We start from the raw sequence: 20,627 nt of genomic DNA, 5'->3' as shown, positions 1-20,627 counted from the left end.
GCCGGCAGGTGTGCCGCTTCCACCGTCTGGAGGACGATCGATGCCACCCATCGTCAAGGCCCCGCACGCCGCCGAGGGCGAGACGCCCTCGTCGCGGTTCGACGATCATCTTGCCGCGCAGTTGCTGACCCAGCGGATCATCTTCCTCGGAACGCAGGTCGACGAGGTTTCCGCGAATCGCGTGTGCGCGCAGATGCTGTTGCTGTCCGCCGAGGACCCGCGGACCGACATCAGTCTCTACATCAACAGCCCCGGCGGTTCCGTCACCGCCGGGCTCGCCATCTACGACACCATGCGGCTGATCCCGAACGACGTGTCGACCCTGGCCATGGGGTTCGCCGCCAGCATGGGGCAGTTCCTGCTGACCGTCGGCACCGCCGGCAAGCGGTACGCCCTGCCCAACGCGCGGATCATGATGCACCAGCCGTCCGCGGGCATCGGCGGGACCACCGCCGACATCGCGATCCAGGCCGAGAACCTGGAGTTCACGAAGAAGTCCGTGGAGCGGATCACCGCCGAGCACACCGGGCAGACCGAGGACGTCATCTCGCGTGACGGCGACCGCGACCGGTGGTTCACCGCCGAGCAGGCCAAGGAGTACGGGATGGTCGACCAGGTGCTCGACTCGCTCGCCGACGTGCGGCCCGCGGCCTCCAAGCCGCGCATGGGACTGGGGGTCTGACCGACATGAGCCAGTACACGATTCCCACCGTCGTCGAGCGCACCCCCCAGGGAGAGCGCGCCTACGACGTCTTCAGCAGGCTGCTCTCGGAGCGGATCATCTTCCTCGGCACCGAGATCGACGACGGCGTGGCCAATGTCGTCATCGCGCAGTTGCTCCATCTCGAATCGTCGAACCCCGAGCGTGAGATCGCCGTCTACATCAACTCGCCCGGTGGTTCCTTCACTTCACTCATGGCCATCTACGACACCATGAGCTTCATCAGCGCCCCGATCTCGACGTTCTGCGTCGGGCAGGCCGCCTCCACCGCCGCCGTGCTGCTCGCGGGCGGCGACCCCGGGCGGCGATTCGTGCTCGAGCACGCGCGCGTCCTGCTCGGGCAGCCCGCGAGCGGCGGGCAGCAGGGGACGGTCTCCGACCTCAGTCTCCAGGCCAAGGAGATGCTGCGCATCCGCTCGCAGGTGGAGGACGTGCTGTCCCGGCACTCGGGGCACGATGTCGCCACTCTGCGCGCGGACATGGACCGCGACAAGGTGTTCACCGCCGAGGACGCGGTGGCGTACGGGCTGGCCGACGAGGTCCTCAGTCGGCGGATGCTCGCCTCCGCCGCATAGCCCTGGCCCTATCCCTGGCCATACCTACGCTGCCAGGCGGATGTCTCCCTGGCTCGGGCGCGTCGACCGCGTGCGCTGCGCGTGCTGCGAGCGCTGCGTGTAGCGGGTCAACTCGGTCTGGGCCAGGGAGAGTAGGTCCGCCAGGCTCAGGCCCAGTGCCCGGGCGCCGGCCGCGAGGACCTCGGATGAAGCCTCCTTGCGGCCGCGCTCCAGCTCGGAGAGGTACGGCATCGAGATGCGGGCCGCCTCGGCGACATCCTTGAGCGTCCGCTCCTGGGCGAGGCGCTCGCGGCGCAGCACATCACCGACCACGTCCCGCCACAGGGGCTCTTTCGCCGCCGGTGGTACGGGAGTTGTCCGTGGGCGCAACGGAATGACGCGGGCCTGCCGCTCCGTATTCGGGGCCTGCTCCGGGCTGTGGGAACGCTCTTGGCTGCTCACCCTCCCAGCGTAGAAGCCACCTGGCCTCCGGGGCAGCGATCAGCGTTCCGCCCCCGGCGAACGCCTCACGTCAAGGCTTCCGCGAGCGCCTCCGTGGCCTTGATCACCCACGCGGGGTCCCCGTGCCGCAGCCCCCAGTGCGCGGCCGTCACCGCCCGCGCCTGCGCCCACCGCCTGGCCCGTTCGCGGTCCACCTCCGCCGCGTCGGCGAAGACGGCGAGGCGGCGCAGGGCGGCGGCGCGCGGATCGGGTGCGGTGAGCAGGGGTTCGAAGCGGGAGCGCAGCAGGGTGATCGAGTCGTACGCGGGGTCGCCGACGTAGCCCTTGGGGTCGATGGCCAGCCAGGGCTCGCGTTCCGACCTCAGTACGTTGGTGAAGTGCAGGTCGCCGTGGATCAGGGTGTCCGGCTGGTCCCCGCCGAGGTCCCGTACGGTCTCGATCGCCGCGGCCACCACGCGCGCGGGCAACGGCGAACCCAACTCCCGGTCCTCGTCACGCAGTTCGCACTCCCACTCGGCCACGAGCGAGCTCATGCGCGGCAGCCCAGCGGGGGCGGGGACGGCGAGGCGGCGCGCCAGGCGCCCGGCGACGGCCACCGCTTCGTCGGTGTCCTCGACGTCGGCCAGCGAACCCACGCCTGCTGCCCCGGCCTTCGCTCCCGCCCGCTCGAGGAGCATCGCGAACCGTGCGTCGTCCCGCTCGTACAGGCGGACCGCGCCCCGGCCCGACCAGACCGCGAAGGCGTCCGGCTCGTGCGCGTTGCCGGGGTGCGGGAAGGAGATCTTCAGGACGGCGGGCGTCCCGTCGTACCGCCGTCTCACGGGGACGACGATGCCGACCTGCCCGTGCGTGGCCGCCTCGGTCGGCTCGCAGTCCCAGCGCCGGAGCAGGTCGACGGCCAGACCCGGCAGCGTCGCGAGCCACGCCCGGCCCCGCTCGCCCTCCCGCTGAACCGTGCCGAGCGCGAAGTCCTCTGGTACCTCGATGGATGTCCCGGTCATCCAGGCACCCTAGGGCCTGCCGCCCCGGCGGGGAGGCCGAGGGCGGCCGGTGGCTACCGTTCACCCCATGCCCCTCGCTGAAGCCGCCGACGGCACCGCCCTGCACTACGAGGTCCACGGCTCCGGCCGCCCCCTGGTCCTGCTCAGCGGGCAGTCCAACAGCCGCCGCTGGTGGGACCCGGTGCGGGACGACTTCGCCGCCGCGTACCGGACCGTCGTACTCGACTGGCGCGGCACCGGCGAAAGCGGCTGCCCCGACACCGACAGCTACAGCACGCCCGGCTTCGCCCGCGACGTCGTCGCCGTGCTCGACCACGCGGGCATCGAGCGCGCCCATGTGTACGGCACGTCGATGGGCGGCCGCGTGGCCCAGTGGATCGCCGCCGATCACCCCGAGCGGGTCGACCGGCTCGTCCTCGGCTGTACGTCGCCGGGGGCGCCGCACGGCGTCGAGCGCGGGCCCGAGGTGCGCGCGGCCCTCACCCAGGGCGATCCGGCGGCCGCGCACCGCGCCCTGAAGGAGCTGATGTACACCCCGGGCTGGATCGCCGAGCGGGAGCGCGGGCCCGGGAAGGCCTTGTTCCACACCCTCGGCGACCCGGACATGCCCCCGCATGCCCGCCGGCGCCATCTGCGGGCCAGCGCCCGGCACGACGCCTGGGAAGCGCTGGCGCGGATCACGGCGCCGACGCTCGTCGTGCACGGCACCGATGACCTCTTCAATCCGGCCGCCAACGCGCCCCTGCTCACAGAGCGCATCCGCGGGGCTCGGATGCGGCTCATCTCCGGTGCGCGGCATGCGTACTTCGAGGAGTTCGCGGAGGTCGCGACGCCGCTCGTACTCGGCTTCCTGTCGGAGGAGCGGGCTTAACTTCCGCTGCCGTACGGCCTCGTGAGGATCTCCAGGCTGTGGCCGTCCGGGTCATCCCAATAGACGCCCCGGCCACCGTCGTTATTGTTGATCTCGTTCACGACCTTGTGGTACGGATCGGCCCAGTGGGTGAGCCCCGCATCCTTGATGCGCCCGAAGATGGTGTCGAACTCGTCCTCGGAGACCAGGAAAGCGTAGTGCTGGGGGGTGATCGGCCGGCCGTCGCTGTCCACGTAGTCCAGCGTCACGCCGTTGGGGATCTCGACGGGGATGAACGGGCCGTACTGCGGGCTGACCTTGAGGCCCAGGATGTCGGCGAGGAACTGGGCGGACGCCTTCTTGTCCGTCGCCGTGACGATGGTGTGGTTGAGCTCGATGGACATCGTGTGACCTCTTCCCGTGCGTCTGGGCCCCCGTGGACGCCCTTCACACTAGGCACGGGCCCCGCGCCCCGCATCGGTCACACGACCCCCCACCTGGTGCGCAATGCGTCCTAGGGCAATGGGCCGAGGCGAATTCCGGTCACGCGCCGCGCATCCGGGCCGCCATGTCCGCCGGGTCGTAGTCGGGCGCCACGCCGTCGACGATGATGACCTCGCCCACGATGGTGCGGGTGCGCAGCGGCACGAGCTCCTGGTACGCGTCGGACTCGTACCAGGCGTGGGCGGTGGCGCGGTCCGGGAAGGCGATGACGACGGCGTAGCCCGGCCAGGAGCCTTCGACCTCGTCCAACTGGCCGCCGTGGACCAGGAATCGGCCGTCGAAGGGGTCCAGTGTCGACTGGAACCGCTCGATGTAGGTGAAGACGTCCTCGCCGGGCTCGGCGGTGGGCCGGAGATGGGCGATGGCGTAGGCGCTCATGGGGTCCTCCCGGACGTCGTTTCCCTGGGGATCGTGCGGATCGTTCGGATCCTGCGGATTTGATGCTCCGATCCTGCCGGGACCCGCCTACGCCGTCGATTACGCCCGAGGTAATGCCCCGGCCCGCGTCACGCGCATGTCGACGCCCGTGTCGACGCCCGCGTCACCGCCTCAGATCGTGGCCGCGTCGATCACGAAGCGGTAGCGCACGTCGCTGGCGAGGACACGCTCGTACGCCTCGTTGATCTGGCTCGCCTCGATCAGCTCGATCTCCGAGCCCAGGCCGTGCTCGGCGCAGAAGTCCAGCATCTCCTGGGTCTCCCGGATGCCGCCGATCATGGAGCCCGCGAGGGTCTTGCCGCCGCCGATCACGGAGAACAGGTTGAGCGAGACCGGCTCCTCGGGGGCGCCGACGTTCACGAAGGCACCCTCGGAGCGCAGCAGGCCCAGGTACTTGTCCAGCGGCAGCGGCGCGGAGACCGTCGAGAGGATCACGTCGAAGGAGCCCGCGAGCTCATCGAAGGTGGCCTCGTCGCTGGTCGCGTAGTAGTGGTCGGCGCCCAGGCGCAGGCCGTCGTCCTTCTTGCGCAGGGACTGCGAGAGGACGGTGACCTCGGCGCCCATGGCGTGCGCGATCTTGACGGCCATGTGACCGAGACCGCCCAGGCCCACGACGGCGATCTTCTTGCCGGGGCCCGCGTTCCAGCGGTGGAGCGGGGAGTACGTGGTGATGCCCGCACACAGCAGGGGCGCGGCGACGTCGAGGGAGAGGCCGTCGGGGATGCGGAGGGTGAAGGCCTCGTCGACGACCACGTGGGTGGAGTAGCCGCCGTAGGTCGGCTCGCCGTCCTTGCCGAGGGCGTTGTACGTCTGGACGTTGCCCTTGACGCAGTACTGCTCGAGGCCCGCCCGGCAGTTATCGCACTCGCGGCAGGAGTCGACCATGCAGCCGACGCCGACGCGGTCGCCTGCGGCGAACTTGGTGACGGCGGAGCCGACCTCGGTGACGACACCGGCGATCTCGTGGCCCGGGACCATCGGGAAGATGCCCTCACCCCAGCCGTCGCGGGCCTGGTGGATGTCCGAGTGGCAGATGCCGGCGTACTTGATCTCGATCAGCACGTCGGTCTCGCCCACCGGGCGGCGCGGGATGGTGGTCCGCTCCAGGGGGGCCTTGGCGGACGGGGCGGCGTAAGCGGAAACGGTGGTGGTGCTGGTCTGTGCGGTCATGCCATCAACCGTGCCAGCCATGTGGACATCTACCCAGGTCACAGCTCTGCCTACGTCCAGTGGTCCTACTACTGGCGGGGACAGGCTGCCGCGCCCGCGAGCCCTGATACTGGGAAGCATGGACGATCAGGCCGCGCACTCCCCCGCCCCCGAGCCCCTCGACGGCCGGGCCGAGCTCAGCGAGTTCCTGCGCACCCGCAGGGCCCGGCTGCAGCCGGAGGACGTCGGCCTGCCGAACTTCGGGCGTCACCGGCGGGTGCCGGGGCTGCGCCGCGAGGAGCTGGCGCAGCTCGCGGGGGTGTCCGTGGCGTATTACACCCGTCTTGAGCAGGGCAACGGCCGCAATGTGTCGGGCGAGGTGCTGGACGCGATCGCGCGCGCCCTGCGCCTCACGGACGCCGAGCACGCCCATCTGACGCACTTGGCCAAGCCGACGCAGCACAAGAAGAAGCGCGCGGTGCGCCCGCAGCGCGTACGTCCGGCGCTGCTCCAGCTCATGGACACGATGGAGGGCATCCCCGCGTATGTGGCCGGGCGCCGCACGGACATCCTCGGCTGGAACCGCATGGCCGCCGCGCTCTTCGGCGACTGGGGCGCGCTGGCGCCGGAGGAGCGGAACTGGGCGCGGATCTGTTTTCTGCGGCCGGAGTCGCGCGTCCTGTTCCGGGACTGGGAGCAGAAGGCGTCGGACATCGTGAGCTATCTGCGGATGGACGCGGGCTGCTATCCGAACGACCCGCTGCTCTCGGCCCTGGTCGGTGAGCTCTCCGTGAAGAGCGAGGAGTTCCGGAGCCTGTGGGCCACGCATGACGTGCGGGAGAAGGGGCACGGCGTCAAGCGCCTGCACCACTCCCTGGTGGGCGATCTGACGTTGTCGTTCGAGACGCTGCGGCTGCCCGACGACCACGATCAGTCACTGATGACGTACCACGCGGAGCCGGACTCGGCGTCGGCGGAGGCGCTGCGGCTGCTGGCCAGCTGGGGCGCGGACGCGACGCGTACCGGTGCGGCGGGCGTCCCGGGCACGGAGCAGTAGCCCACCTCCCCCGGGACGCCTGCCGCGCGGGCCCTCAGGGCTGGTACGGGGGCGCCGCGCCCCAGTTCCACAGCGGCACCGGCTGGTCGGTGGGGCGGGTCGCGTCGGGGCCCGAGAAGTAGACGGCGAGGCGGGTGCCCCACTCGATGTAGGCGAGGAAGGCTGAGCGGAACTCGGCGTCGGTCGGCAGACCCGCGTCGTCCGCCGCGTCCTGCATCAGGTTGACCCAGCGGCGGCGCTGCGGCTCGGTGATGCCCTTGCCGAGGTGCTTGCCGACCATCTGGGCGTGTCCGCCGTGCTCCTCGGAGTACACGTGCGGGCCGCCGAAGACCTCGCCGAGCCACTGGGCGACGTGCCGGGCGTGCTCGGCGGGCAGGCCCTCGAAGAGCGGGGCGAGGAGGTCGTCCTTGAGCACCTTCTCGTAGAAGACCTCGGTCAGCCGGGCGAGGTTCTCCTCGCCGCCCGCCCATGTGTAGAGGGTCGGCGTCGAGGCGCCCGTGCCGCGTACGACGGTGGGCGTGTAGTGGCGCATCTCCTCGATGTTCTCGACGTACGGGCGGATCTCCGCGAAGAAGTCACGGAAGTGCTCCGAAGCCCTGAAGCCCTCCAGGTGGTCCTTGGTCGACGTCCAGGTGATGCGGAGGATGTAGTGCTCGAAGTCCTCCTCGCAGCGGGCCAGTTCGAAGTCGACGCACTGCGGTGCCGCGGCGAGCGGGGTGGCGGCGCGGGTGTAGGCGGAGAGGAACTCCGCGGAACGCTCGGGCGGAATGCGGTAACGGATGTACTCGACGGTGTGGGCGGTCATGTGACGTCGGCTTCCTCTGCGGTGGGTGGTGCCGGCACGCGTGCTCCCCAGTCCCACAACGCCTGCAGGACCGGGCCGAGTTCTTTTCCGTGGGGGGTGAGTTCGTAGGTGACCGTGGGGGGCCAGCCGGGTGTCCTGGTGCGCAGGACGACACCCGCGGCGACCAGTTGGGCGAGCCGCTCTGTGAGCACCTTGTCCGACAACTCCGGCAGTGTGGAGGCCAGTTCGCTGTACGCGTAGGGCCCGGCCCGCAGCAGCTCGCGGACGATCAAGGTGGTCCAGCGGCCGCGCAGAGCGGCCAGGGTGATCTCCACGGGGCAGGCGGGCGTGGGTGTGGTGACCCGCGCCCTGGGGTCGTTCGGGAGCCCCTGACGGTCCGGTCCCTCGCTTACCGTTCGGTGAGTCACGAGGGCGCCTCCTACGGTTGCCGGAACCAAGCCGTTCCAGCCTCTCCAGGAGAGTCGCACATGCCGAACATGCCCCTGCCCACACGAGCCGAGGACGTCCCCGCGGCCTTCGCCGAGCGGTTCAACAGCGGCGATCCGGACGCGGTGCGCGAGCTGTACGAGGAGGACGCCGCGTTCGTGCCGGAGTCGGGGCCCCCGGTGCACGGGATCGCCGAGATCACCAGGGAGAACGGGCCGTTCCTCGCGATCGGCCTGCCGATCTCCGTGCGCCCCCGCCATGTGCACGTCTGCGGCGACATCGCGCTGCTCGTCGTCGACTGGGAGATCGAGGGCGTGGTGCGGTCCACCGCCACGGACGTGGCCAGGCGCGGCACCGACGGCTGCTGGCGCTATGTGATCGACAGCCCTTTCGGTGCCGCGCCCGTGGCGAACGGCTAGGTCAGCTGCCTGCTACTTGCCGTAGTAGGCGTTGTAGATCGACAGCGTCGACTTGTTCCCCTTCTTGTCCGTGATCTTGGCGTGGAAGGAGATCCCCTTGCCCGCGGCCGGGTTCTTGACCTTGATCTTGCCGCCGCTGACGGTGGCCTTCTTCCAGGTCTGGCCGTAGTCGTAGGACACGTACGCGGCAAGGGACTTGAGGTTCGAGCCCGCGGCCGCGCCCTGCACCGTCACCGGCACGGACTGGGTCTCGCCGGCCTTGGCCCTGCTGCTCAGGTCGACCGCCGCGGCGAACCGCGCCGTGGAGAGCGGCAGCTTCGCGTTGTCGGCCTTCTTGGAGCGGAACGTCCAGCTCGCGTCGATGCGGGTGGAGGCCGCGGCGACCTTGACGCTGCGCTTCACGGACGTCGCCAGCTTGTACTCGGCCTCGGCCGCCGGGACCTTGAACGTGGCGCCGCCGACCAGCGGGTCCTTGTTCTCGCCGATCTTGGTGGAGCCCTTGTGGAGGGTCGTCTTCACCGACGAGTAGAGCGAGGAGCCCACGTGCGTCTTGCCGTCGGCGAACAGCGGCAGATTGCCGATGATCTCGTTGTCCTGGCGGAAGACGCCGTAGTTGCCGCCGATGCGCGGGCCGAAGACGGCGGTGTTGAACGTCTTCTCGTAGCTCTTGCCCGCCGCGAACTGCTGCGCCGCGCCCAGCGTGTAGGCCGCGTCGATGATCGGCCAGCCGTCCGGGTCGACCCCGGACTGCTGCTCGAAGTTCATGTTCCACTTCACGCCGTCGGCCGTGGACAGGTACAGCGTCCGGGTGCCGGGCAGCTGGGTCGGGATGCCGATCGAGGAGCCGCCCGAGCTGCCGGGGAGCCAGCCCATGGCGTTGAACGTGCCCTTCTTGCCCTTGGCCGACGCGCCCAGGTTCGCCTTCACCGTGGCCAGCTCGGACGCCTTGAAGTGCTTGGTGTAGCCCGTGGCGACCTGCTTGACCTTGCCGCCGAGCACGGTGTTGTACTCGGTGAGGTCACCCTCGACCCAGTGCCCGTCCCACTGCTGGTACAGCGAGCCGTCGGTGACCTGCGGCCCCAGGTGCGCGGACCGGAAGTTGGTGTACCCGCCGTCCAGCCACCAGCCGAAAGAGTAGCCGGTGTGCGGTGTGTCGACCGAGAACTCGGGTGAGGCGAAGTACGGCTTGGCGTCCGCCGACGGGACGGTGATGTCGACCGGCTTCGTCTTGCGGGCGTCCAGCGTCACCGTGGTGTCCTTGGTGACGCTCAGCTTCGGCTGGGCGATCCAGTCGGCGCCCTTGGTGAAGTCCGTCGGGTCGGCGTACATGCCGGTGTTCAGCACGTAACCGCCCTTGGGGACACGGAGCTTGACCGTGCCGGAGGCGTCGAACGGGTCGTAGGACTTCTGCGAGGCGAGCCCGGAGACGCCCTCCAGGTCGCTGTCGTAGTACTTCGGCGCCTGGCCGTCACGCCCGATGTGCTTCAGCGTCAGCTCGTACGACTCGACCTCGCGCTCGACCGCGGCCGCCGTGCGCACGGACTGCCCGCCGCCGCTCGCCACGACATACGCGGAGTAGGCGCCGTCGACCGTTCCGCCGAGCTTGGTGTCGGTGGTCAGGTCGACCGCGGCGCTGCCGCCCGCGGGGACCTTCACGGTCTTCGCGCCGAGCTTGAAGAAGCCCGCGGGAGCCGGGGCGCCCTTGGGGTTCGTGCCCGTCACCGTCAGGTCGAGGGTGACGTCCTCCTTGCCGAGGTTCTTGTACGTCACCTTCTTCGTGACCGGCTTGTCGTCGGTGTGCGGCCACGCCTGGGTGGCGAAGGAGAGCGACACCGGCTCGGCGATCACCGACTGCTTGATGACCTTGTCGACCGCGATGCGTCCCGAACCCTGCTGGAACGGCGTGTACTTGCCGCCCTTGGTGGAAGCGGTGAGCGCGCCCTTGAGCTCGGCGTACTTCCAGTCCGGGTGCTGCTGCTTGAGCAGCGCGGCGGCGCCCGCCACGTGCGGGGTCGCCATGGACGTGCCGGAGATCGTCAGATAGCCCTCGGGCTTCTGGCCGACCTCCTGGTCGATGACGCTGCCGGGGGCCGCGGCCGCCGTGATGTCCACGCCGGGCGCGGTGACATCGGGCTTGATGGCGCCGTCACCGACGCGCGGGCCCTGGCTGGAGAAGCCGGCGAGCTTGTCGTTGTCGTCGACGGCGCCGACGGTCAGGGCCGCGTCCGCGCTGCCCGGGGAGCCGACGCTGCCGGGCTCTCCGTCGTTGCCCGCCGCGATCGCGAAGAGGATGCCCTTGTCCGCGGAGAGCTTGTCGACCTGGGCTTCGAGCGGGTCGACACCGGGGGTGTCGCCGCCGCCGAGGCTCAGGTTCACGATGTCGGCGCCCTGCTCGGCCGCCCAGTCCATGCCCGCGATGATCCCGGAGTCGTCGCCGGAGCCGCTGTCGTCCAGGACCTTGCCGTTCAGGAGCTTGGCGCCGGGCGCCACGCCCTTGAGCTTGCCGCCCGACTTCGCGCCGGTGCCGGCCGCGATGGAGGCGACGTGGGTGCCGTGGCCGTAGCGGTCCTTGGCGTCCGCCGCCGGCGTGAAGTTCTTCTCGGCGACGACCTGGTCCTTCAGGTCGGCGTGCGTGGCGTCGACGCCGGTGTCCAGGACGGCGACCTTGACGCCCTTGCCGTCGAATCCGGCCGCCCACGCCTTGTCGGCGCCGATCTGCTTGACGCTCTTGTCGAGGCTCGCCTTGCGGACGCCGTCCAGCCATACGCGGCTGACGCCGGACGCGGTGGCGTCGCCCTTGTCGGCGACGAGCGCGGACCACAGGTCGGTGGCGTCCTGCTTCGGCGTCGTGATGGCGTCGGCGTTGAGGGACTTCAGGGTCCTGCGGACCGTGGTGTCACCCGCGGCGCGCACATCGGCCCTGGCTTCGGCGGCGGCACCCTTGTAGCCGACGATCAGCCTCAGGCCCTTCTTCTGGGCCCTGCGGTTGTCCTTCTTGCTCAGCTCGGTGACGTCGAAGAGCCGCTGGTCGATCTTGCCGGTGGCTATCAGGTGCTGCGCGTCGGCCGGGATCACGAGGCTGTGACCGCCGACGCGCTTGGTCTGTACGGGTATCCGCTCCCGCCCCTTCGCCCGCTCGAAGGCGGTGACGCGGCCCTTGGCGTCGGCGGTGACGCGGTCGCCGGTGATGAGGGTGATGCGGTGCGTGGTCTGTCCGGCGCTCTTGAGGCCCGCCGCCTGCGCGGCTGCCGGGATCGCGTCGGGCGACTGCTTCGCCGCCGTCGCCGGGCTGGTCATGCCCGCGGCGAGGGCCACGGCCGCCGCTGTGGCGATCGTGGCCCCGTAGGCTCTCTTCACTTTTCTGCGCAAGTCTCCCCCTGGAGGTCAAGGGGCTCTCGCCCCTGGACGAGGCAGTATTGCCCAGGGTCGAACAACTGCTCAATAGCGCGTCAGAAGTGACGAGTTGGCGGAAGACGGCCCATCGGTCGGCGCAACGGCGGCGGCCCGCACCCCTGTTGTGGGGTGCGGGCCGCCGCCGTATGTGTGGAGGAGGTACTACTCGGGTCTCAGACGGCCGAACCGGCCTTCCACTGCGCCCAGTCCATGACCCAGCCGTTGAAGCCGTTGTCGGGCTGGACCGTCTTGTCGCCGGTGTTCCGGACCTCGACGACGTCACCGATCATCGAGTTGTCGTAGAACCAGGCGCCCGGGGTGCTCTTGTCGTTCGCGCCCTTGGCGTCTTCCAGGCCGACACAGCCGTGGCTGGTGTTGGCGCCGCCGAAGATGGACTTCGCGCCCCAGTAGTTGCCGTGGATGAACGTGCCCGAGTTCGACAGACGCATGGCGTGCGGCACGTCCTTGATGTCGTACTCACCCTTGCCGTCGTCGTCCGTGAAGCCGACCGTCGCGCCGTTCATCCGGGTCTCCTTGAACTTCTCGGAGATCACCATCTTGCCGTTGTACGTCTTGTTCTCCGGCGACCCCGCGGAGATCGGGATGGTCTTGATGACCTTGCCGTCCCGCATGACCTTCATCTGCTTGGTCTTGGCGTCGACGACGGAGACCTGGTTACGGCCGATCTTGAACTGGACCGTCTTCTCCTGGACGCCGGTGATGCCGTCAGCGCCCTCGACACCGTCCAGGGACAGCTTCATGGTGACCGTGGAGTTGCCCTGCCAGTAGTCCTCGGGGCGGAAGTCCAGGCGGTTGTTGCCGAACCAGTGGCCGACGACTTCCTGGCCGCTGCTCGACGACACCTTGATGTTCGACTGAACGTCCTTCTTGTTCGTGATCGCCTTGTCGAAATTGATCGACACCGGCATGCCCACGCCGACCGTCGAGCCGTCCTCGGGCGTGAAGTTCCCGATGAAGCTGTTGTTCGGCGAGACCGTCGTGAACTTCGAGTTCTCGTGCGCCTTGCGGCCGTCCGAGTCCTTGGCGGTGGCGGAGATCTTGTACGTGGTCGCCCGCTCGAGCTGGCCGCTGGGCTTCCAGCTCTTCTTGTCCGCCGCTATCTGACCCTCGACCGCGGTGCCCGTCTCGGTCGTCATCGTGACGTCCGTGAGGGAACCCTTGCTCACCGTGACCTTGGCCGCGCTGTTGATGCTCGCGTTGTCGGAGCCGTCCTTGGGCGCGATCTTGATGTCGGCCTCGGAGGTCTTCTTGGCGGCGGCCTCGTCGACCTGGTTCTGCGACTCCTTGCCGCCGCCGGCACTGCTCTTGTCGCCGTCGTCGCCACTGCAGGCCGAGAGCACAAGGACGCCGCCGACCAGAGCGGACACGGCCGCAAGACCCTTGCGCCGTCCGCGCCGCCGCCTACTGTCCGTCATCACACGCTTCTCCATCGTTGCCGAAATCCCCAACACGCCAAGAACGCCGGGAGTCCCCGTAATCCCGCATAACGTCCTGCCCGGTTCGTCCCGTTCCACTTCTGCGGAAGATGTGGGGAACACCACGTCATGCGGTGCGCCGGTGACAGCCGTGCACCTCTGAGACGACGGAACCCCGGGCGGCGGTTGCCGTCCGGGGCTACGGGTTCCGTTTTTTCCGTCCGGTAGACGTACTACTTTCCGTCCACCGCCTACAACCCCCGGCCACCGCCCCCGGCCACAACTTCCCCGGCCGTGTCGTCGTCCTCGTCGTCATCATCCTCGTCGGGGTCCCAGTCCGGCGAATCGGGGTCGTAGTCGATCTGCTCGCTGCTCCAGGAGGCCTGCGAGAGTTCCACCCCCGGCACCTCGCTGACCAGGTCGAAGGGGTCCACCAGATAGGCGAGCGCCTCCGCGTCGTCCTCCTTGACGGCCGTCTCGGCGTGCAGCCGCTCCTCGGCGGGCATGTGCTCGTCCTCCGCGATACGGCGCAGGGCCGACGAGGCCAGCTCGCCGGAGTCGTCGACCTCGACCACCAATTCGACGCGGAGACGTACAAAACGTGATGACTCTGATGTGCTCATGGGTCGGAGCGTACGACCCATGGCCCCCGCGACTTTCCCGCGACCCGCGCCTTTCATTACCATCGCCCCACACGGCCAATTCGCCAGCGCCACAAGGGGGATCCGATTCCGTGTCCGCACGTCGATCGCTGCTCACCGCCACTGCCGCCGGGACCCTTCTCGGCGCCCTGTGGTTCGTTCCCTCCGCGAATGCGACGGCGACGTTCAGATCCACGGAGGCCCCTGACTCCTCCCGGGTCGTCCACACCGAACAGCGCCGCGCGACGCTGAACTCGGAGAACACCGCCGCCGCAGCCTCCGAAGACCGCCTCGCCGACACCGGCGCCGGCGTCGACACGACCCCGTACCTGATCGGCGGGACGGCGTTCCTGGGCCTGGGGGCGGGCTTCGTGGCGTTCTCGGTCCGCCGGGAGCGGCAGGGCCCGGCCTACTGAGAGCCCCGTTCGCCTCACCCCGCTGAGGACCCGTTCGCCGGGAAGCGGGGCGCACGCCGTGCAGTTGGGTGACCTGGCCGCGCGGCAACATGGCCGCGTACGGGGTGAGGGCTAGGCATGCGGTATGAGATTCGAGCCCCGGCACAAGACATCCGCTACCCCCCGCGCCCGCCGTCTTCGTCTCGTCGGCGCCCTGTGCGCCGTCGCGGCCTCGGCGTCGTTGGTGACGGGCTGCGGGTCGGACAGCGACAAGGCGTCCTCCGAAGCGACCTCCAAGGCGGCGAAGACCGTCCCGAAGGAGGCGCCGTCGCAGAGCCCCACGAGCAGCGCGACCCTCACGCAGGACCAGCAGGAGCGCAAGGCGCTGCTCGCCGACACCAAGGTCACCTACGACAAGGCGGCGTCCGCCGCGGTGGGCAAGGTCCCGGGCGGCAAGCTGACCGATCTCGACCTTGAGGGCGTCGACGACGACAAGGACGACGACGGCGAAGACGACACGAGCGCGAGCCCCAGCGCTAGTGCGAGTGCGAGTGCGAGCCCCAGCCCGAGCGGCAGTTCCGCGGGCCCGCAGTGGGTCGCCGAGGTCGCCGAGAAGGACGGCACCGTGCACGACGTCCGCATCGACGCGGTCTCGGGCAAGGTGATCAGCTCCGCCCCCGACAAGGACCAGGACGCCGACGACAAGAAGGAGACGGCCGACTGGCTGTCCCGCGTCAAGCAGACGCCGGAGCAGGCGGCGAAGGCCGCGACGGACAAGAAGAAGGGCACGGTCACGTCGATCGGCCTGGACGACAACGACGACAAGACGCTCGTCTGGTCCGTCGACGTCGTCACCGACGACTGGAACAAGACCGACTTCGACATCGACGCGGTCAAGGGCGGCATCACCCGCGAGCACGTCGACCGCGACTGACCAGCGACCACGTACGAGGAGGGGTGCCGCCGGGCTCCGGCGGCACCCCTCCTCCACGTATGGACGCCGCCGCTAGGCCAGCGGACCCGTCACCGGCTCCACCGCGGCGAGCAGCGCGCCGGAGCGCACGAACTCGTCCGCCGCCGCCAGGTCGGGGGCGAGGAAGCGGTCGGGGCCCGGACCCTGGACGCCCGCCTTGCGGACCGCCTCGATGACCGCGCGGGTCGCGGGGGCCGGCGTGAGGCCCTCACGGAGTTCGACCGCGCGCGTCGCGGCGTACAGCTCGATGGCGACGATGCGGGTCAGGTTGTCGACCGCGGTACGGAGCTTGCGGGCCGCCGACCAGCCCATCGACACGTGGTCCTCCTGCATCGCGGAGGACGGGATCGAGTCGGCCGACGACGGGACGGCGAGGCGCTTCATCTCGCTCACCAGCGCCGCCTGCGTGTACTGGGCGATCATCAGGCCCGAGTCCACGCCCGCGTCGTCCGCGAGGAACGGCGGCAGGCCGTGCGAGCGGTTCTTGTCGAGCAGCCGGTCGGTGCGGCGCTCCGCGATGGAGCCGAGGTCGGCCGCGGCGATGGCGAGGAAGTCCAGGACGTAGGCGACGGGGGCGCCATGGAAGTTGCCGTTGGACTCGACGCGGCCGTCGGGCAGGACCACGGGGTTGTCGACGGCGGCGGCCAGCTCGCGTTCGGCGACCGTACGGGCGTGGGCGATGGTGTCCCGGCCGGCGCCCGCTACCTGCGGGGCGCAGCGCACCGAGTAGGCGTCCTGGACGCGCGGCGCGTCGTCCTGGTGGTGGCCGGTCAGCCCCGAACCCTCGAGAACGGCGAGCATGTTGGCGGCGGAGGCGCCCTGGCCCGGGTGCGGCCGGATGGCGTGCAGCTCGGGGGCGAGGACCTTGGCGGTGCCGAGGAGCGCCTCAAGGGTGAGGGCCGCGGTGACGTCGGCGGACTTGTAGAGGGCGTCGAGGTCGGCGAGGGCCATCACCAGCATGCCGAGCATGCCGTCGGTGCCGTTCAGGAGGGCCAGGCCCTCCTTCTCGCGCAGCTCTACGGGGGTGATGCCGTGCGCGGCGAGCAGTTCACCGGCCGGCTTCAGCTCACCGTCGGGCCCTTCCGCGTCGCCCTCGCCCATGAGCGTGAGCGCGCAGTGGCTGAGCGGGGCCAGGTCGCCGGAGCAGCCGAGCGAGCCGTACTCGTGCACGACGGGCGTGATGCCCGCGTTGAGCACGTCGGCCATGGTCTGCGCGACCTCGGGCCGTACGCCGGTCCTGCCGGAGCAGACCGTCTTGAGCCGCAGGAACATCAGCGCGCGCACGACCTCGCGCTCCACGCGCGGGCCCATCCCCGCCGCGTGCGAGCGCACGATGTTGCGCTGGAGCTGGGCACGGAGGTCAGGGCCGATGTGCCGGGTGGCGAGCGCGCCGAAGCCGGTCGACACGCCGTATACGGGCTCGGGCTTGGCCGCGAGGGCGTCGACGATCTCACGCGAGGCAGCAAGGGCGGCCACGGCTTCACCCGACAGCTCGATACGAGCGTTCCCGCGCGCAACAGCAATAACGTCCGCAGCGGACGTCCCGGACGTCCCCAGGACCACGGTATGCATATCCATATTCAGCAGCGTACGGACTGAATCGCCAAGTGTCACGGTCGAATACAGCCTGAGCCTGTTACGAGCCCCGCAAGGGGCGCGGGGAACGGCACGAGAAACCCCCACGGCGCCGCACGGCCAAGGGGCGCGGGGAACGGCGCGGCCAGCCCCCACGGCGCCGCACGGAGAGGGGGCGCGGGGAACTGCGCGACAAGCCCCCGCGGCGGGCCCGACGACGACACACACCAGCCCCATCAAGGGGCGCGGGGAACTGCGCGACAAGCCCCCACGGCGGGTGCGCCGAACAACGCACACCAGCCCCGTAAAGGGGCGCGGGGAACTGCGCGAGCAACCCCCACCGCGCCGCGGACAACGAACACACCCGGCCCCGCACCCCCGCACCCCCTCACCCCCCACCCCCCGGAGCCCCGCGACTTCGCCCCCGAAACCGCCGCCTCTCCCCAGCAGGACGCGCCCCCGCGGAATCGGCGAGCCGGACCACCGGATCGTCGGCCCCCTCGCGCCCCGCAACCACCGGCTTCGCCGCCCGCGCGGCCTTCGCGCGGTACTGGGCCGCGTCCGCGAGGCGGAACAGGCGCCGGGCCGACCGCACCTCGCCGATCGGATCCTCCGTGGAGGCGACCCCGCAGGCGACCCCGTCCCCCTGCTCCAACTCGGCGGCCCGTACGCAGAGTTCATCCGCGACGCGCACCACCTCATCGGCCGAAGGACCCACCGAGAGCAGACAGAACTCATCACCGCCGAGCCGCGCGGCCAACGTCCCCGGCAACATCGCCCCGCACAGGGAAAGCACCGAGCCGAAACGTTCGAGCAGCCGGTCACCGACCGCGTGCCCCTGGGTGTCGTTGACCCATTTCAGTCCGTTCACGTCACACACGACCAGACTCACCACCACGCCCTCCGCCCGATGCCGCTCCACCGCCTCCTCCAGCCGCAGATCGACAGCGCGCCGGTTGGCGAGGCCCGTCAGCGCGTCGGTGAAGGCGAGCCGGCGCGCTTCTTCCAGGCGCTCGGTTTGCGCGATGCCCGCCGCGACGACCGAGGCAAGCACCGTCGCGAAGTCCGCGTCCGCCCGCCCGAAGGGCGCCGCCCCCACCGGCCGAGCCACATACAGCTCGCCCCACGCCCGTCCGTGCAGCACGATCGGCGCGACCACACAGCAGCCACGGCCGCGCCTGCGCAACGCGGCGACACGCTGGTGGCAGTAACCGGGGGCGGTCGCCTCCGAAGGCCCCCGCGCCGTCTCGACCCAGGCATGCGGCTCGCCCCCGCCCGCCCAGCGCTCGTGCAGGAACTCGGTGATCTCCGGGAACTCGTTCACCGGATACGCCTCGCGCTCCGGGAACTCTTCCTCCCCCTCGGCCCGTTCGCCCACGTTCACGAGCACCCTCAGCCGTCCGAGGTCACGCTCCCAGACGGACAGCGCCGCGAAACTCCCGGCCAGCGCACGGCACGCGCCGCGCGCTGCCGCCCGCCAGGACTCACGCGGCGTGTGCGCGGCGGCCATCCCCTGCGCCAGCACGACCACGGCCCGCAGCCGGGCATCCTCTCCCATCTCCCTAGGCTAGGAGATATACGGCATTTTGGGCGTTTGGAACATTACGCAGCGTGTGGACTGCTCCCCGGACCCTCCCCGGGCCCTCCGCCCACTTCACTCCCGCCGCATTCCCACTTCACTCCCCGGGCCACTGCGGCTTCCGCTTCTCGTTGAACGCCGCGACACCCTCCGCCCGGTCACCGGAGAAGGCCACCGAGCGCCAGGCCGCGTCCTCGACCTCGAGGCCGGCCCGCAGGTCGAGCCCGTGCCCGAGCCGCAGGGCACGCTTGGCGGCGCGCAGCCCGACGGGCGAGTTGGCGGCGATCCGCGCGGCGAGCGCGAGCGCCTCCGTACGGTCCTCGCCCTCGCCCACCAGCTGGTCGACGAGCCCCAACTCCCGCGCCTCGGCCGCCTCAAGACGCCGCGCGGTGAAGATCAGCTCGGCGGCACGCGCGGCGCCCACGCGGCGCGGCAACAGCTGCGTGCCGCCGCCGCCCGGGATCACGCCGACCGACACCTCGGGCAGCCCGACCACGGCGGTCGGGTCGGCGACGATGAGATCGCAGGCGAGCGCCAGCTCGAAGCCACCGCCGAGCGCGAAGCCGTGCAGGGCCGCGATCGTCGGCATCGGCAGTTCGAGTACGCCCGTGTACGCGGCCCGTGCGGTGGGCCGCTGGCGCACCAACTCGGCGTCGGAGAAGGAATTGCGCTCCTTCAGGTCGGCGCCGACACAGAACGCCCGCTCATGGGTGGACGTGACGACCACGACGCGGACGTCACGGTCCTCGGCGAGGGCGGCGCAGGCCGAGCCGATGGAGCGGGCCATGTCCGTGGACACCGCGTTCATGGCCTTGGGCCGGTCGAGGACGAGCTCGGCGACGTGGTCGTGCCGCCTGACCCCGACGAAGTCCCCGTACCGCTGCTCGCCGCCCTGCTCGCCACCCATGACTGCCTCCACGTCCGGTTAACGCCCGTTACCCGGACGCCCTGCGGATCATGCCACCGCCACGGGGCAATCGGGTGGCCGAGCGGGAAAAAACCGTCAGCTGCGCCGGGCCAGCAGCCAGGGCTCGACGACGCCGAGGCCTCGTACGGGCCGCTGCCACATCGGCTGCAGGGCGAAGCGGTACGAGGGGGGCTCCGTGCCCTCCTTCTCCGCCTGCTCGGCCGCCTCCGCCGCCTCGGTCTCGGAGGCGGGCGCATCGCCCGTCCGCGTCAGTTCCTCGGCGAGCGCGCCGTCCACCAGGACCGCGTCCTTGGGCGCTATCGACGTGAGGCGGCTCGCGAGGTTCACCGTCGTGCCGAAGACGTCGCCCATCCGCGTGGTGACCGTGCCGAACGCGATGCCGACGCGCAGCTCGGGCATCGTCTCGTCGTTGGCCATGGTCTCGATGAGCCGCAGCGCGATCTCCGCGGCGACGCCCGCGTTCTCGGCGGCGTACAGCACCTCGTCGCCCAGCGTCTTGATGAGCCGTCCGCCGTGCGCCGCGACCAGGTCCGCCGCCGTGGTCTCGAAGGCCTCGACGAGTTCGCCGAGTTCCTCCTCCTCCATGCGCCGGGTGAGCCGCGTGAAGCCGACGAGGTCGGCGAACCCGACGGCGAGGCGCCGGTCGACCATCTCCTCGTCGTCCGCGGCCTGTACGACGCGGCCGGTGGCGGCGGCGAGCTGGCGCCGCCACACATAGACGAGGAACTCCTCCAGCTCGGGCAGGAGCAGCTCTATCAGCGGATACGTGACCTCGGTGCGCGTCATGCCCGGCTCGGGCGGCTCCGTCAGGCCCTCCAGGAAGGAGTCGATCTGCCATTCGGCCAGGCGGGCGGTGGTCTGCCCGGTCGACCGCGCCACCTGCACCGCCATCGCCTCGCTGAGCAGTCCCGCCTCGACGAGGCCCGCGAGGCGGCGCAGCGCCAGTACGTCCGCCTCGGTCAGGGCCTTGGCCTGGCCGATGTCGGGGAAGCCCATGGCCCGCCAGAAGCGGGAAGCCAGCTCCATCGAGACGCCGGCGCTGCGGGCCGCCTGGAACGGGGTGTAGCGGCGGTCCGCGCCGAGGATCAGCCCTTCGAGGCGCAGGGCCAGGGGGTCCTTCTCCGGATCCCCCGGCTTCTCGTCCCCGGGGTCCATCGAGTCGAACGCGTCTGTGGCGGCCCCTGCGGTACGTCCGGGCTCACCGTCGGGGCCGGGGGATGCACCCGTGCCGGAGCCCGTGTCGTCGACGGTCACGCCTGCTGCCCTTCCGATCTGCCGCGGTCAGGTATCGACCGGCGCCAACTTTACGGCAGGTGTGCCG

At 70.6% G+C, this 20,627-nt stretch carries 21 protein-coding genes; 7 read left to right on the top strand and 14 right to left on the bottom strand.

The annotated features are described in order from the left end of the window. Nucleotides 1–40 precede the first annotated feature (40 nt). On the top strand, nt 41–682 hold the full coding sequence (locus ACWFRU_RS15800) for an ATP-dependent Clp protease proteolytic subunit (RefSeq protein ID WP_453687237.1): 642 nt from the start codon (nt 41–43) through the stop codon (nt 680–682). A gap of 5 nt (nt 683–687) precedes the next feature. Then, nucleotides 688–1,296, top strand: a complete 609-nt coding sequence (locus ACWFRU_RS15795; RefSeq protein ID WP_453687235.1) for a ClpP family protease — start codon at nt 688–690, stop codon at nt 1,294–1,296. A 24-nt stretch (nt 1,297–1,320) separates the two neighbouring features. Here the strand turns inward: ACWFRU_RS15795 and ACWFRU_RS15790 are convergent, their stop codons facing one another. Continuing rightward, nucleotides 1,321–1,737, bottom strand: a complete 417-nt coding sequence (locus tag ACWFRU_RS15790) for a helix-turn-helix domain-containing protein (RefSeq protein WP_453687233.1) — start codon at nt 1,735–1,737, stop codon at nt 1,321–1,323. Nucleotides 1,738–1,802: 65 nt separating this feature from the next. Next, nucleotides 1,803–2,738: an aminoglycoside phosphotransferase family protein gene (locus ACWFRU_RS15785; RefSeq protein ID WP_453687231.1), complete on the bottom strand. Its 936-nt coding sequence runs from the start codon at nt 2,736–2,738 to the stop codon at nt 1,803–1,805. Nucleotides 2,739–2,805: 67 nt separating this feature from the next. Between ACWFRU_RS15785 and ACWFRU_RS15780 the strand changes: the two genes are divergently transcribed. Continuing rightward, nucleotides 2,806–3,609, top strand: coding sequence for an alpha/beta fold hydrolase (locus tag ACWFRU_RS15780; protein ID WP_453687229.1), 804 nt, complete (start codon nt 2,806–2,808; stop codon nt 3,607–3,609). On the opposite strand, the gene ACWFRU_RS15775 is transcribed toward ACWFRU_RS15780, so the two are convergent. From ACWFRU_RS15775 to ACWFRU_RS15765, 3 genes are all read right to left on the bottom strand, one after another. Continuing rightward, nucleotides 3,606–3,992, bottom strand: coding sequence for a VOC family protein (locus ACWFRU_RS15775; protein ID WP_453687227.1), 387 nt, complete (start codon nt 3,990–3,992; stop codon nt 3,606–3,608). The genes ACWFRU_RS15780 and ACWFRU_RS15775 overlap by 4 nt on opposite strands. A gap of 139 nt (nt 3,993–4,131) precedes the next feature. Further along, nucleotides 4,132–4,470, bottom strand: coding sequence for a DUF1330 domain-containing protein (locus ACWFRU_RS15770; protein ID WP_453687225.1), 339 nt, complete (start codon nt 4,468–4,470; stop codon nt 4,132–4,134). Nucleotides 4,471–4,641: 171 nt separating this feature from the next. Then, nucleotides 4,642–5,700, bottom strand: a complete 1,059-nt coding sequence (locus ACWFRU_RS15765; protein WP_453687223.1) for an NAD(P)-dependent alcohol dehydrogenase — start codon at nt 5,698–5,700, stop codon at nt 4,642–4,644. Between the two features lie 118 nt (nt 5,701–5,818). Here ACWFRU_RS15765 and ACWFRU_RS15760 point away from each other — a divergent pair, with 118 nt between their 5' ends. Continuing rightward, nucleotides 5,819–6,736: a helix-turn-helix domain-containing protein gene (locus tag ACWFRU_RS15760; protein ID WP_453687221.1), complete on the top strand. Its 918-nt coding sequence runs from the start codon at nt 5,819–5,821 to the stop codon at nt 6,734–6,736. Between the two features lie 34 nt (nt 6,737–6,770). Here the strand turns inward: ACWFRU_RS15760 and ACWFRU_RS15755 are convergent, their stop codons facing one another. Continuing rightward, on the bottom strand, nt 6,771–7,541 hold the full coding sequence (locus ACWFRU_RS15755) for a globin domain-containing protein (RefSeq protein ID WP_453687219.1): 771 nt from the start codon (nt 7,539–7,541) through the stop codon (nt 6,771–6,773). Next, nucleotides 7,538–7,948 carry a winged helix-turn-helix transcriptional regulator gene (locus tag ACWFRU_RS15750; RefSeq protein ID WP_453687217.1) on the bottom strand — a complete coding sequence of 137 codons (411 nt, stop codon included), beginning with the start codon at nt 7,946–7,948 and terminating at the stop codon, nt 7,538–7,540. The genes ACWFRU_RS15755 and ACWFRU_RS15750 overlap by 4 nt, the downstream gene beginning before the upstream one ends. 60 nt (nt 7,949–8,008) lie before the next feature. Here ACWFRU_RS15750 and ACWFRU_RS15745 point away from each other — a divergent pair, with 60 nt between their 5' ends. Beyond that, on the top strand, nt 8,009–8,386 hold the full coding sequence (locus ACWFRU_RS15745; RefSeq protein ID WP_453687215.1) for a YybH family protein: 378 nt from the start codon (nt 8,009–8,011) through the stop codon (nt 8,384–8,386). Between the two features lie 12 nt (nt 8,387–8,398). On the opposite strand, the gene ACWFRU_RS15740 is transcribed toward ACWFRU_RS15745, so the two are convergent. The 3 genes from ACWFRU_RS15740 to ACWFRU_RS15730 form a co-directional block, all read right to left on the bottom strand. Then, entirely contained in the window at nt 8,399–11,743 is a 3,345-nt protein-coding gene (locus ACWFRU_RS15740) for a S8 family serine peptidase (RefSeq protein WP_453687213.1), read from the bottom strand. A 209-nt stretch (nt 11,744–11,952) separates the two neighbouring features. Then, a complete protein-coding gene (locus tag ACWFRU_RS15735; protein WP_453687211.1) occupies nt 11,953–13,215 on the bottom strand; it encodes a L,D-transpeptidase in 1,263 nt (420 codons plus the stop codon). A 251-nt stretch (nt 13,216–13,466) separates the two neighbouring features. After that, a complete protein-coding gene (locus tag ACWFRU_RS15730; RefSeq protein WP_453687209.1) occupies nt 13,467–13,838 on the bottom strand; it encodes a hypothetical protein in 372 nt (123 codons plus the stop codon). Nucleotides 13,839–13,948: 110 nt separating this feature from the next. On the opposite strand from ACWFRU_RS15730, the gene ACWFRU_RS15725 reads away from it, so the two are divergent. Both ACWFRU_RS15725 and ACWFRU_RS15720 read left to right on the top strand, forming a co-directional pair. Beyond that, nucleotides 13,949–14,272 (top strand): hypothetical protein, encoded by a 324-nt coding sequence (locus ACWFRU_RS15725; protein ID WP_453687207.1) that lies wholly within the window; start codon nt 13,949–13,951, stop codon nt 14,270–14,272. A 124-nt stretch (nt 14,273–14,396) separates the two neighbouring features. Next, nucleotides 14,397–15,185: a PepSY domain-containing protein gene (locus ACWFRU_RS15720; protein WP_453687205.1), complete on the top strand. Its 789-nt coding sequence runs from the start codon at nt 14,397–14,399 to the stop codon at nt 15,183–15,185. Between the two features lie 72 nt (nt 15,186–15,257). On the opposite strand, the gene hutH is transcribed toward ACWFRU_RS15720, so the two are convergent. The 4 genes from hutH to ACWFRU_RS15700 form a co-directional block, all read right to left on the bottom strand. Continuing rightward, the gene (hutH, locus tag ACWFRU_RS15715) at nt 15,258–16,796 is read right to left on the bottom strand and encodes a histidine ammonia-lyase (protein WP_453687610.1); all 1,539 of its coding nucleotides are present in this window, start codon (nt 16,794–16,796) and stop codon (nt 15,258–15,260) included. 391 nt (nt 16,797–17,187) lie between these two features. Then, entirely contained in the window at nt 17,188–18,357 is a 1,170-nt protein-coding gene (locus tag ACWFRU_RS15710) for a diguanylate cyclase domain-containing protein (protein WP_453687203.1), read from the bottom strand. Between the two features lie 118 nt (nt 18,358–18,475). Further along, nucleotides 18,476–19,285, bottom strand: coding sequence for an enoyl-CoA hydratase/isomerase family protein (locus tag ACWFRU_RS15705; RefSeq protein WP_453687201.1), 810 nt, complete (start codon nt 19,283–19,285; stop codon nt 18,476–18,478). Nucleotides 19,286–19,381: 96 nt separating this feature from the next. Beyond that, the gene (locus ACWFRU_RS15700) at nt 19,382–20,560 is read right to left on the bottom strand and encodes an adenylate/guanylate cyclase domain-containing protein (protein WP_453687199.1); all 1,179 of its coding nucleotides are present in this window, start codon (nt 20,558–20,560) and stop codon (nt 19,382–19,384) included. Nucleotides 20,561–20,627 lie beyond the last annotated feature (67 nt).

Source organism: Streptomyces sp. NPDC055099 (assembly GCF_053607685.1).
The sequence above is the reverse complement of the archived record's forward strand: the minus strand, read 5'-3'. Positions and strand labels throughout refer to the sequence as shown.

Coding starts and splice junctions, on each gene's coding strand:
- ACWFRU_RS15800 (WP_453687237.1), top strand. CDS start 41: ATGCCACCCATCGTCAAGGCCCCGCACGCCGCCGAGGGCGAGACGCCC.
- ACWFRU_RS15795 (WP_453687235.1), top strand. CDS start 688: ATGAGCCAGTACACGATTCCCACCGTCGTCGAGCGCACCCCCCAGGGA.
- ACWFRU_RS15785 (WP_453687231.1), bottom strand. CDS start 2,738: ATGACCGGGACATCCATCGAGGTACCAGAGGACTTCGCGCTCGGCACG.
- ACWFRU_RS15780 (WP_453687229.1), top strand. CDS start 2,806: ATGCCCCTCGCTGAAGCCGCCGACGGCACCGCCCTGCACTACGAGGTC.
- ACWFRU_RS15775 (WP_453687227.1), bottom strand. CDS start 3,992: ATGTCCATCGAGCTCAACCACACCATCGTCACGGCGACGGACAAGAAG.
- ACWFRU_RS15770 (WP_453687225.1), bottom strand. CDS start 4,470: ATGAGCGCCTACGCCATCGCCCATCTCCGGCCCACCGCCGAGCCCGGC.
- ACWFRU_RS15765 (WP_453687223.1), bottom strand. CDS start 5,700: ATGACCGCACAGACCAGCACCACCACCGTTTCCGCTTACGCCGCCCCG.
- ACWFRU_RS15760 (WP_453687221.1), top strand. CDS start 5,819: ATGGACGATCAGGCCGCGCACTCCCCCGCCCCCGAGCCCCTCGACGGC.
- ACWFRU_RS15755 (WP_453687219.1), bottom strand. CDS start 7,541: ATGACCGCCCACACCGTCGAGTACATCCGTTACCGCATTCCGCCCGAG.
- ACWFRU_RS15745 (WP_453687215.1), top strand. CDS start 8,009: ATGCCGAACATGCCCCTGCCCACACGAGCCGAGGACGTCCCCGCGGCC.
- ACWFRU_RS15735 (WP_453687211.1), bottom strand. CDS start 13,215: ATGACGGACAGTAGGCGGCGGCGCGGACGGCGCAAGGGTCTTGCGGCC.
- ACWFRU_RS15730 (WP_453687209.1), bottom strand. CDS start 13,838: ATGAGCACATCAGAGTCATCACGTTTTGTACGTCTCCGCGTCGAATTG.
- ACWFRU_RS15720 (WP_453687205.1), top strand. CDS start 14,397: ATGAGATTCGAGCCCCGGCACAAGACATCCGCTACCCCCCGCGCCCGC.
- hutH (WP_453687610.1), bottom strand. CDS start 16,796: ATGCATACCGTGGTCCTGGGGACGTCCGGGACGTCCGCTGCGGACGTT.
- ACWFRU_RS15710 (WP_453687203.1), bottom strand. CDS start 18,357: ATGGGAGAGGATGCCCGGCTGCGGGCCGTGGTCGTGCTGGCGCAGGGG.
- ACWFRU_RS15705 (WP_453687201.1), bottom strand. CDS start 19,285: ATGGGTGGCGAGCAGGGCGGCGAGCAGCGGTACGGGGACTTCGTCGGG.